This is a genomic window from Bacillus sp. PK3-067, from assembly GCF_056738645.1.
This window is the reverse complement of the sequence record NZ_CP096490.1, coordinates 3,574,195-3,586,759: the sequence shown is the minus strand read 5'-3', so window position 1 is coordinate 3,586,759 and position 12,565 is coordinate 3,574,195. Positions and strand designations below refer to the sequence as shown.

Here is a 12,565-nt window from a genome sequence, read left to right as displayed (position 1 = left end):
ATAGAGGAGAATAAGGTGTATAGTATGTACATATAGTAGATGGGGGATAAATCCTACTAAAATAAAAAAGTAAGAATATTTAAAGTTAAACTATTTACAAATGTGAAAAAAAGAGTAGAATAACATTAGTTGCAATTTTCAGAAAAATTAATCTTTAGTAAGGGGTCTCTCAAGGGTTGGTAATGTACATATAATTAGGGAGGGTACAAAAATGAAGAGAAAAAAGATGAAAAAGTTAACGGCAGTTGTGGTACCAGTTTTAGCGATGAGTGTTGCATTGACAGCATGTTCTGGGTCAGGTGGGGAAAAGAAAACGACTACTACATCAAATAATGGGGAAGAAAAAAAATCTGATATTAAATATGCAGCGAAACAAGTATTAAATCGTACGGAAAACCAAGAAATTCCGACGATGGATACTTCTAAATCTACTGATACATTAGGTGCGCAAATTTTAGGGAACACGATGGAAGGCCTATATCGCCTTGATAAAGATAATAAGCCAATTCCTGCTGCGGCAGAGTCTAGTACGAAAAGTGAAGATGGTAAAAAGTATACGTTTAAACTGCGAAAAGATGCAAAATGGTCAAATGGTGATCCTGTAACAGCGAAAGATTTCGTTTTCGCATGGCAGCGCTTACTTGATAAGAATACTGCGGCAGAATATGCATTTATTACTTACTATATTAAAAATGCAGAAGCGATTAATAAAGGGGAAAAACCTGTAACTGAATTAGGAGCGAAGGCGGTAGATGATTACACGCTAGAAGTAGAATTAGAAAAACCGGTACCGTATTTCTTAAATTTATTAGCATTCCCATCATACTATCCATTAAATGAAAAATTCGTAAAAGAAAAAGGTGATAAGTACGGTTTAGAAGCAGATACAACTGTGTATAACGGTCCATTCGTTATGTCTTCATGGAAACATGAACAAGGTTGGCAGCTGAAGAAAAATGATAAGTACTGGGATAAAAAGACTGTGAAATTAGAAGAAATTAACTATAGTGTAGTAAAAGAGGTTGCAACGAAAGTAAACTTATATGATACAGGATCAATTGATTTTACATTACTATCAGGAGAGTTTGTAGATAAATATAAATCGAACAAAGAAGAATATGGTGAGTATGCGGAATCAAGTACATTCTTCTTACGTTTAAATCAAAAACGTAACGGACAAGATACACCTTTAAAGAGCAAAAAACTACGTGAAGCAATTGCATTATCAGTTGATAAAAAAGGATTGGCAAATGTAATTTTAAATAATGGATCAAAAGCAACAGATCAATTGGTTCCAAAAGGACTTGCGACAGGGCCAGATGGTAAAGATTATCAAGATACATTTAAAAATGGTCTGAAATATAATCCGAAAAAAGGAGCAGCAGCTTGGGAAGCGGCGAAAAAAGAACTTGGAAAAGATCAAGTGACAATTGAATTGCTAAGTTATGATGATGGAACTGCGAAAAAGATTGCTGACTATGTAAAAGATCAAATTGAGAAAAATTTAAAAGGTGTAACGATTAATACGAAAATTCAGCCATTCAAACAAAAATTAAAATTAGAAACTGCGCAAGATTATGAAATTTCTTATGCAGGTTGGAGTCCAGACTATGCGGATCCAATGACATTTATTGATATGTTTGAATCGAAGAGCCCGTACAACCAAATGAGTTATTCAAATCCAAAATACGATGAAATGGTAGGAAAAGCAGGTAATGAATTAATGAGTGATGCGAAAAAACGTTGGGAAACGTTAGGGAAAGCTGAAAAATTATTCCTTGAAGAAGATGCAGGGTTAGTTCCTTTATATCAAACAGGAAGATCGTACGTAATGAAACCGAATGTAAAAGGAATTGTGAAACATAACATCAGTCCAGAATATAGCTTTAAGTGGGCGTATGTAACTGAGGATGGCGGAAAAAAATAAAGTGAAAGCATTTCAAAAGTGGCTGAGCTGCTTTTGAAATGCTTTTTAGTATGTATAAGGGAATAAATCTCTTTAGCCTATTGAGAATTGGATAGGTGATTAGGAAGGTTCTATCTGAGGAAATTAGAGAGGTCAGTAAGTGGTAAGAAAGATGAATGATAGTAAGAGACCTCATGCTAATAAGAAAAATATAGAATGTAGTAATAGAGTGGAATAAGAGAAGGGATGTTTACATATAGTAGACGGGGGATAATTCATATAGTAGTTAAAACAACAAGATACTATAATAAAAAAATAAATATTTAGAAAATTTACAAAAATACTTTACAAAATTTAAAAAAACAGTAGAATATTAATTAATAAGAATTTTCTGATAACGAAAGTTAGTAGAGAATTTCTAAATGTTAATATCGTACATATAATTGGGGAGGGTACAAAAAAATGAAGAGAAAAAAGATGAAAAAATTTACAGCGGTCGTAGCACCAGTTTTAGTAATGAGTATGGCATTAACAGCTTGCTCTGGATCAGGAGATAAAGAGAAGGCAAGCACAACACCAAAAAGCGGTGAAAAAGAAGGCGGAAAGCTAGCGGCGAAGCAAGTGCTTAATTTAACAGAGTCTCAAGAGATTCCATCTATGGACTCTGCTAAAGCGACAGACCAAGTATCGTTTCTAGCTTTAAACAACGTAATGGAAGGTTTATATCGACTTGATAAAGATAATAAAGCAACACCAGGAGTTGCTGAATCATATAAAAAGAGTGATGATGGTAAAAAATACACATTTACATTAAATAAAAATGCAAAATGGTCAAATGGAGAGCCTGTAACAGCGAAGGATTTCGTGTTTGCTTGGAAACGTGCGGTAGATAAAAATACAGCAGCAGAATATGCATACATTATGTTTGATTTGAAAAATGCACAAGCGATTAATGAAGGAAAAGCTGAACTAGATACGTTAGGAGTAAAAGCTGTAGATGACTATACGTTAGAAGTAGAATTAGAAAATCCAGTTCCTTACTTTGTAGAATTAACTTCATTTGGAACATTTTATCCATTAAACGAGAAATTTGTAAAAGAAAAAGGAGAAAAGTACGGTTTAGAATCAGATACGACGTTATACAATGGACCGTTTACATTAACAGACTGGAAACATGAAGAAGGTTGGAAGTTAAAGAAAAATGCACAATATTGGGATAATAAAACAGTTAAGTTAGATGAAATCAACTTTGACGTAGTAAAAGATAGCGGTACACGTGTTAACTTATATGAAAGTGGACAAATCGATCGTTCAGGACTTACATCTGAATTTGTTGACAAATATAAATCAAACCCCGACTTCTTTACACAAAAAACACCGTCAACATTCTTCTTACGCTTAAACCAAAAACGTGGTGGGCAAGATACAGTGTTAAAGAGCAAAGATCTACGTTTAGCGATTGCAAAAGCGTACGATAAAAAAGGCTTAACGAATGTAATTTTAAATGATGGTTCTACACCTGCAGATTATTTAGTGCCAAAAGAATTTGCTAAGAGCCCAGATGGAAAAGACTTCCGTAAAGAAAATGGAGATATTTTAAAAACAGATGTGAAAAAAGCAAAAGAGCATTGGGAAAAAGCGAAAAAAGAGCTTGGAAAAGATGCAATTACAGTAGAACTATTAAACTATGATGGTGATGGTGCGAAAAAAGTAGGAGAATTCTTAAAAGGAGAACTTGAGAAAAACCTACCAGGTTTAACGGTGAATTTGAAAAACCAGCCATTTAAACAAAAGTTAAAATTAGAATCAGATCTAGATTATGATTTATCTTACGCTGGTTGGGGGCCTGACTACTTAGATCCAATGACATTCATTGATATGTTCGTTACAAATGGCCCTCATAACCAAACAGGATATTCAAATCCTAAATATGATGAGATTGTACAAAAAGGTAAAGGTGAGCTATTAACGAAAACGAAAGAGCGTTGGGATAGCTTACTGAAAGCGGAGAAAATGTTATTGGAAGATGCTGTAATTGCACCATTATATCAACGTGGTGATGCTATCGTTCAAAGACCTAAAGTAAAAGGTATTGTTCACCATCCAGTTGGTGGAGACTACAGCTATAAATGGGCATATATTACAGAGGATAAGTAAGATGAGGGGCGTACAATACGCCCTTTTTTCTATGCACTTTTCTTCCTTGCTCGAATATATAAAATAAAAAAGGGAGAATCCCATGAAGCGAAACACATACATCGATTTCCTAGCTTATTACGGAATAGGAAGCGCTCATCCTGGTGGCTTTACGTTAACAAAACAATTGTTAGCACAACTGCCTTTTAAATATGGAGCGAATGTCCTTGAGATAGGTTGCGGTACGGGGAAAACAGCGGCATATATGACAAGGGAATTTGGTTATAAAGTAACAACGGTTGAAAAGAATGAAATTATGATTCAAAAGGCAAAAGATAGATGGTTGTTTGAAGGGTTAGCTATACAATTAATTGAAGGAAATGTGGAGCATTTACCGTGTTTGAATAACTCATTTGAGTTCGTACTTGGAGAATCAATCATCGCTTTTACAGACAAAGAAAGGGTTATCTCGGAGTGTTATCGTGTATTACAGCAGGACGGTAAGCTTGTTGTCATTGAAATGATTATTGATAGGCACATTGATAAGGGTGAGGAAGAAAAAATCGCCCAATTATATGGTATGAAAGAATTATTAACGGAGAATGAGTGGGTACAATTATTTCAGAAAGCAAATTTTAAAAGAATTACAATTGCTGGCGGTGGCACGATTGCAGAAACGATCTCTGGCTATGTAGAAGAGCCAGAATGGAATGTATCCTCACATATTCCGAATGAGTTATATGAGGCGTGGGTACAGCATGAAAATATACGGCTTATGTACCAACACATTTTAGGGCATCGTATTTTTATATGTGAAAAATAAAGAAAAAGAGTTGGCTAAAGGTAGCCAACTCTTTACTATGTTAAATGAAAAATAATGCAGCTAATGTAATTCCGAAGATGAAACCAAATCCGAGTTCAACACCCCAGCCACAACTGCCGCCTCCCCAGCCACCGCAACCACAACTACTACAACCACGACCACCACATCCGCAGCTGCTGAATCCACCACCGCATCCGAATCCACAACTATCACACCTGCTAAGGCCTCCACAAAGGTCACAACCACCGTTTGCATAAGCGTCATAGTAGCCGAATCCTGAATCAAAAGATGAGCGCTGTTGCACCGGTTCAATCCATACAGAGCTTTGTGTCACATCGATTATTTTCCCTAAATGTATACGGCCATCACGGTCTTCAATCCGAACAACTTTTCCGAAGTAACGTCGGCATGTATCATAACATTTTTGTCTATGCATGTTCTTTCCTCCTTCCGCATTACAGTAATACGATATGTAAGGGGGACAAGTGCGGCTTGTACGAATGCCCTATCTATCATAATTGTTATAGGAAAGGGGAAATATAAGAAGAGGATATATAAGGAGGAAAAGGCATGAAATCTACAGATCAGTTTCAGACATACGAAGTACCGTGGGAAGAATTTATTGAAGCGTTGCGAGAGGAAATGAAGAAGCAAGTAGGGGCAGATATTATTGATACAGTAGTTTGCAATTTAGAAGATGGTTTTGAAGTGTATACATATGTGCAGGGGGATTTAGATTTTGAATATAAGGAAGCGCTTGAGAGAAAATACGGAAGTGATGCGAAGATACCTAATGTGTTAACGATAATGTTATTAGCTAGTATTTATAATACAAGTGAAGAGAATATACGCTTGCATGCGGATCATAAAGAGAATCCGATTGTTGAAGTGTATGTAAAGCAAGGAAACACGCTGTGAAAGGCGTGTTTTTTAATTGTATGATAAAATGTTAGAAAATTAAGAAAGAAGGTGATGAATTGGGAATTAAACATCTTAATTTAACAGTTGCAGATGTAGTAGCTGCAAGAGAGTTTTTAGAAAAGTATTTTGGCTTAACTTGTAGTGGAACAAGGGGGAATGCCTTTGCAGTTATGCGTGATAATGATGGATTTATACTAACGTTAATGAAAGGAAAAGAAGTTCAGTATCCAAAAACATTTCATGTAGGATTTCCACAAGAAAGTGAAGAACAAGTAGATAAGATAAATCAAAGATTGAAGGAAGATGGATTTTTGGTCGAGCCTCCTAAGCATGCCCATGCGTATACGTTTTACGTTGAAGCACCTGGTGGATTTACAATAGAAGTGATGTGTTAAGTTAAAAATCAAACTTTTTGTCATGTGTTTTTAAAATAAAAAGTAGGAAAAGTCTGTTTTAAGCGTGGAGCTTAAACAGGCTTTTTTACTTATATAATTGGATAGAGAATGCTAGAAGGAATATTACCAAGTGTATGATCTGTTTACATAATAAAGTTATGGTGGGTTAGTTGTCCTAAAATACAAGTCATATATCTTGTTTCCTCTCATAAATTTAAACATAGGAATTTGTCTACAAAGGTGGCGAAGCCTCATCATGAAAATTCGAATTTGTGCCACATTCATGTTGTTTCTATTTATATGGTTACATCCTTTTTGGACTTTTGCAAAAGGAGAGGAGGCAAAGGAAAGGGTCGTTTCACTTGTATATGATGATTCGGGCAGCATGAGAAATAACGATCGCTGGAAATATGCCAATTATGCTTTGCAAAGTTTAGTTGCGCTATTAGATGAAAAAGATAAATTTTCTTACGTTCCAATGAGTAAGCCGAATGATCCATTAAACATTTCGTTAGCGAAGGATAAGAGACAAATGGAAATTGAGGGAATTGGAGCGTGGAAAACGTATTTAAATACTCCATTTAGCGCGGTAGAAACGGCGATGCAATCTATAAAAAAGGAAGCAGATATAGATGGGAAGCGTGAATTTTGGCTTATTGTCTTAACTGACGGGGCATTTAATGATTTAGAGAAAGATAAGGTTGGCGGAAAAGAACAAATTACACAAAAGTTAGCACAGTTTAAGAAGGATATGGATGCAAAAAAGATATCGCTACATCCAATTTTAATTACGATGGAAGAGGATTTAGGGCAACAAGAAAAAGCACAACTAAATACGTTTAAAGAAATATGGAAGAAAGAGCTCAACGGGGTTACGATGCCATCTAGTGGAGAGGATGGGATTGTAAAAAGCGTCAATCAAGTGGCAGCATTAGTTGCAAATCGTGATCCGTTCTCTTCCGTTGAATCGATTGTAAAAACGAAAGTAATAGGGAAGAAAGTAGAGATTACAACACCATTTCCGTTAAAACGTATGACACTTGTACGACAATCGCCTTCTTTGCCCGATTATCAGGTCACACAAATTTCTAAACCATTACAATTACAATCTTCTTTTTCCATACATGCACCAGGTGAAGCGAAATTGTTCGGAAATATAGTTCATATCAGTACGGAAAATGAAGAAGTTATTAAACCAGGAACGTATACGATAGAAGTGGACCGAGATATTGAGAAAGAAGGATTACAAGTACTAGTCGAACCGGCACTTAATTATACTGTTTCTACTTATGACAAAGAGGATAAGGATAGAAAAAATGTTGAGGAAATGTATGAAGATGTGACAGCTGTTATTCAAGCAAAACCTACTGAGTTGCCAGTTCAGTCTTCTTACTTTCAGGCAGAAGTAGAAATAGACGGGAAGCAATATGCGATGAAGTGGGACGATAAAAGACATGTATTTTATTACGAAACGAAGCTTACTAAAGGGTTAGTACGCGGGAAAGTTCATATGAACATAAAGGGGTTTTACAGACAGACGAAAGAATTTAAAATCGAAACAACGAAAAAGCCTAAATTATCACTTCAAACTGTCACGAAAGATTATGAAGAAAAAGTAACAAATTTAGAGAATAGTAAACCATTTATTATACAACCACAGTTAGATGATAAGCCGATGACAGAAGAGGCTGTAAAAAAACTATTAAAATCTACTGGTGTCACATCTAAACAATCAATCAATTATGAAATAAAGCAACATGGAAATCAAATCTATGTTTATCCTCGTCCCTATTACTCCGACACATTTAATTTTACAGATACCGGCACCGTAGAAGCTACCATCGTAATGCAGGATTCAAAGTTACAAGAAGTAAAGAAAAACATAACATTCCATATTCAAGATGCTCCGTTTTATGAAAAATATGCGCTTATTTTTAAGTTTGTCATTCCTATCACTTTATTACTGCTAGTAGTAGGAATCATTGTTTTAGGATGGATTATTCGGCCAAGATTTCACCGGAAAGCACTACTGTATTATGAATGGGATCAAGAGGTAGCGAAAGATTGGCTATATCAATCTGAACCAGAATTACTTCGAAATAAATGGTGGAACCATTATTTTGGTATTCCGTATAGAGCAGAAAGAAAAACCGTGCAATCCGTTACGTTTATAGCGAAGAAAGGTTCGAAATCTGTCTTTGTAGCGAAAGAATCACAAGTAGTTGGAATGATTATTGATGGAATGTTTATAGCAGAGGATGAAGTAGGAATGGAACATAAGACACTATATCCAAATGAACTTTTACTAATTGATAGGGGATATGGTAAAGAGATTTACAAGTACGAATGTGAATAGTAGGTAGGGATAAGAAGGGGATGGAGTATTAATCCTCTTTCCCTTTTTTCCAACAAGCAAGAATAGGAAGGTGGTTCACATGACATTACAAGTTCCAACAATATTAATTGGTTTAGGTGGAATCGGTAGTACTGTGACGCATCAAATATATGAAAAACTGCCTGAAGAGCGCCGGAAAAAGGTAGCAATGCACGTATTTGATACAGATGTGAATACATTAAGTAAATTCGATCATATTCGAAAGTTTAAGACACAAACAAGTTCTAGTAAAACGCCTAGGGAGTATATTGCGGGAGATCCAACGATCCCAGAGTGGTTTCCGATGGATCCGACTATACTTGATAAACCATTAACAGAAGGAGCAGGACAGTTACGCGTCATTTCACGTTTAGCGTTACGTGCTGCGATGAAAGAAGATAAATTGACGTCTTTTTGGCAAGAAATCGAGAAAATCTTTCCGGTTACAAGTGATCAAACGGAATATGGTGTGCGTGTCATTATAGTAACATCACTAGCAGGCGGAACAGGTTCAGGGATGTTTCTGCAAATTGCTTTATATTTACGTGAAATGCTTCGGAAGAAATTGCAGCATCATAACATTTTAATACGCGGTGCGTTTTTAATGCCGGATGTTTTAGTAAAGACGAGAACGGTTAGCGCGAAAGAATTTGAAACGGTGCAAGCAAATGGCTATGCATCGTTAAAAGAATTACATGCTATTACGCTCGGGTCTACTGGAGAATTATCAAAACGCGGCGGTGTAACAATTGAATTAGAGTATCGCCCTGATCAAGTAGATGAAGACGGAAGAACGAATCATACAATTAAACAACATCATTTACCGTACAATTATTGTTTCTTATACGATTACGAAAACCTACATGGACACCATTTACACAATTTATCAGACTATATGGAACAGATGGCAAATACAATTTATTTACAGTTATTTAGCCCGATGTCCACAAGTCATTTTGCACAGGAAGACAATCAAATTCAGCAATTAGCAGAATCAAGCGGAAAAGGACGATATTGCGGGGCAGGAACGGCAAAACTCATTTATCCATATGAACATGTGTTAAAATATTGTGCTTTAAAATGGGCTGTGCAAGGTTTAGATGAATCGTGGCTTCATTTAGATCAACTGTTTCAAGAGAAGAAGCAAAGATACGATCAAGATGTAAAACGTGGGATGCAACGTGAAAAGCCGGAGAGAGGTAAAAGTTATTTAGAGGACTTGGAGCATCTTGCTACCCGTCCAGAGCAAGCTCATATTTTCTATAGACAAATGTACAATGAAACACGTGAAGGAGCAGAGGGTGGTAAGCTCGGAGTTGCGAAATCAAAACTGTTTTTAGAAGCTGTAGAAAGTTATGTACAACGAACGGTGCAAAAAGATGAGGAATTAAATCGTCTGCAACATGAGTGTAAAATTTCAGCTATGAAACTGAAAATGATGGAACAGATGAAGGGTGAAGTGGCAAGAGTGGATCATGCGGTGCGTTTATATGCGTATGCGATTCCGAGCCGGGTACATGAACATGTAACGACACTTTTATATGACATGATTGAATCAGACCGCTTTTCACCAAGTGGTTCTGAAGGGCAGTCCTATCAATTAAATACATGGTTTTTAAAGAAAACAGATCCCGTTCACCCAGTAGCAGCGCGTTTTATGTTATATGAAATTCGAAAGCAGTTAGTAGAAAAAATGAATCGACTACATGAAAATAATGAACAAAAGCGTAATGTAATTCAAAATTACGATAAAAAATTTAATGTGGGTAATATTGATGGAACGGTAACGGCTGTACGCCGAGTAGAAATTGCTCAACAACAAGGCTGGTTCGGAAAAATGATTAATAATCAGCAACGTTTATTCAAAAGAGAATTTGAAGACATCGTAACGCAATATGTACACAAATTAAATGAATATCGAAAAGAAATGCTATTAGAACTTGTATATCAATCGCTATATCAAGCAGTTAATAAAATGATTCAATATTGGGAAAGATTTTTTGATAATTTACATGAAACACGTGAAAATTTACTGTTTGAAATCCAAAAGCGCAGTAAGGAATTTGAAGGGAAAACAAACCCGACGAATGTATATGTATTAGCTGAGGAACAGCTGCAAGAAAAGATATGGCAAGATATGCAGCAACATTTAAATTTAGGTGTACTACCGAAAGATATATCAGCGGAAATTTACATGAGTTTGTACGGGGAATATTGTCGTGATGCGAAAACAGAAGAGATTCAGTCGAAAAAGGTAGAGGATTTCTACCGAGAACATATACTGAGCTATTGTTATGACGAACTGCAAGTACGCTATCGTGATAAATTAGAACTGAATATTATTGAAGCGTTGCGAAAAGAAGCAGATTATAAGAAACGTGATCGCGATGAATACGTTCGTGAAAAAATTGAAGACCTGTTCCATTTAGCGAGTCCATTCGTTCCGAAAGTTGCTCATCATAGGGAATTACAATATTGGGGTATACATCCTTCTTTAAAGAAAGAGTTGCAAGAGGAATTAATTCAAGCAATGTTTAAAGAAAAAGATACAGTACATGAAGCCTTTTCGCCATTTGAAGTGATCTGTTATCGAGCGCATTACGGCTTATCGCTGCAAGACTTTCCTAAATTATCATCAGGACATATTTCAAATGGATTTATGAATGATAAAGGTGACTATTTCCAATCGTATTATCGCCGTGTAAACAAATTAAATAGTAAAAAATCTAGTTTAACGCCGCATTTAGATAAGTATTGGCACTTACCAGCCTTTATGCCAGATTTAAATGCGACTCAAACAAAATTAGATTATGATAAATGTAATCGTGCATTACTATACGCATATATGTATCGCTGGATTAGTTTAGTTGCTGTTGATGGACAGTTTGTGTATCAATATAACGGTGTAGGACGTAGCTTTTTAATTCAGTCAATGGGGAAAAATATTTCAAGCGAAAGTTATAAATTACACAGAGCGTTGCTTCATAATCCGTTTATTTATGAAAACATCTTGTCACGATTTGAAGAAGAGCAAGAAAAGGCGATGATACAAGGTGGACATTTATATACACATCCGTTCGTATTAGGAGCCCAAGATGTAAGATGGCTTAGAAAAGAACATGTCCACAATCTTTTAGATATGATTTTAATGTATGATCGTGAAGCGAAGTATGATCCGACGTTAGAAGAAACATCAGATGAATTATTAAGACTATTCCTTGATGAAATCGAGTTGTATTTCCAGAACTATTACGGTACAGGTGCCGATATGGTGGCAAAGAAAGAGAAAGAAATGTTTATTAAACAATTGTGGGATCGCTCGCATGCGAAAGGATATGTAGATCCAAATAGCGCTCCGTATAAAAAATGGCAAAATTTATTAGGTGTTCAAGATGAAGAAGAAACGTCAAAAACGAATGTATAATGAATGAAAAGGGAATCCTTAAAAGTGGCAATACAACTTTAGAAAAGAGGGATTCTGATGCCGTTTTTAGGAAGTGTATATCAAATATTTGGGTTATATCCGGAACTTTATTATGGGATGATTTCAGCGGAGCTGCAAGAGGAAGCTCAGAAGGAGCATCTTGGAAATAGTAGTGCAGAAGCTGAAGCGGAAGAATAAAAAAAGTGCAGATGAAAATCTGCACTTTTTTGTTAGTATTAAAATGGTAAAATAACCTCAAATGAATTATTATTTTTAAATAATAATTCATTTGAGGTTATTTTAATTTTTATTGCATTGTATGTAATGAAAATTGTATGAAAATCAATGTAATAAAATGTGTATGAATATTAAGGTGGAAAACAACAATGTTTTTGAGAAAATAATTATGTATAAAAATAACATTTGATACATAATCAACCGATTGTTTTTGATTGATTTATTATTGACAATATAATTAATTGTATGATAAATTCAATCAGCATTCTTAATGGTTTTTTGGTACGATTAATATTTTGAAAATTCAATACGGCATAAAGAGATTGATTTTTCTGTTTTTTTGAGGTGG

Annotated in this window: 9 protein-coding genes; 8 read left to right on the top strand and 1 reads right to left on the bottom strand. The window is 35.4% G+C overall.

Annotated features, from left to right (window positions below):
• Positions 1 to 211: 211 nt before the first annotated feature.
• The 3 genes from M1D73_RS18355 to M1D73_RS18345 all read left to right on the top strand — a co-directional run bounded on the left by M1D73_RS18355 (position 212) and on the right by M1D73_RS18345 (position 4,865).
• A complete protein-coding gene (locus M1D73_RS18355) occupies positions 212 to 1,927 on the top strand; it encodes a peptide ABC transporter substrate-binding protein (RefSeq protein WP_121868205.1) in 1,716 nt (571 codons plus the stop codon).
• Positions 1,928 to 2,368: 441 nt separating this feature from the next.
• The gene (locus M1D73_RS18350) at positions 2,369 to 4,063 is read left to right on the top strand and encodes a peptide ABC transporter substrate-binding protein (protein ID WP_000823435.1); all 1,695 of its coding nucleotides are present in this window, start codon (positions 2,369 to 2,371) and stop codon (positions 4,061 to 4,063) included.
• A gap of 82 nt (positions 4,064 to 4,145) precedes the next feature.
• Complete coding sequence (locus M1D73_RS18345) at positions 4,146 to 4,865, top strand: class I SAM-dependent methyltransferase (RefSeq protein ID WP_000828243.1); 720 nt, start codon at positions 4,146 to 4,148, stop codon at positions 4,863 to 4,865.
• Between the two features lie 40 nt (positions 4,866 to 4,905).
• Here M1D73_RS18345 and M1D73_RS18340 read toward each other — a convergent pair whose 3' ends face one another.
• Positions 4,906 to 5,301: a hypothetical protein gene (locus M1D73_RS18340; protein ID WP_033695952.1), complete on the bottom strand. Its 396-nt coding sequence runs from the start codon at positions 5,299 to 5,301 to the stop codon at positions 4,906 to 4,908.
• Between the two features lie 134 nt (positions 5,302 to 5,435).
• Here M1D73_RS18340 and M1D73_RS18335 point away from each other — a divergent pair, with 134 nt between their 5' ends.
• From M1D73_RS18335 to M1D73_RS18315, 5 genes are all read left to right on the top strand, one after another.
• Positions 5,436 to 5,783, top strand: coding sequence for a hypothetical protein (locus M1D73_RS18335; RefSeq protein ID WP_000842896.1), 348 nt, complete (start codon positions 5,436 to 5,438; stop codon positions 5,781 to 5,783).
• A 59-nt stretch (positions 5,784 to 5,842) separates the two neighbouring features.
• A complete protein-coding gene (locus M1D73_RS18330; RefSeq protein WP_000511515.1) occupies positions 5,843 to 6,181 on the top strand; it encodes a VOC family protein in 339 nt (112 codons plus the stop codon).
• 256 nt (positions 6,182 to 6,437) lie between these two features.
• Positions 6,438 to 8,537 (top strand): vWA domain-containing protein, encoded by a 2,100-nt coding sequence (locus tag M1D73_RS18325; RefSeq protein ID WP_000702081.1) that lies wholly within the window; start codon positions 6,438 to 6,440, stop codon positions 8,535 to 8,537.
• Positions 8,538 to 8,616: 79 nt separating this feature from the next.
• Positions 8,617 to 11,979 carry a tubulin-like doman-containing protein gene (locus M1D73_RS18320; protein WP_071741003.1) on the top strand — a complete coding sequence of 1,121 codons (3,363 nt, stop codon included), beginning with the start codon at positions 8,617 to 8,619 and terminating at the stop codon, positions 11,977 to 11,979.
• 57 nt (positions 11,980 to 12,036) lie between these two features.
• Positions 12,037 to 12,177, top strand: coding sequence for a hypothetical protein (locus M1D73_RS18315; protein ID WP_001116195.1), 141 nt, complete (start codon positions 12,037 to 12,039; stop codon positions 12,175 to 12,177).
• The last annotated feature ends 388 nt before the right edge of the window (positions 12,178 to 12,565 follow it).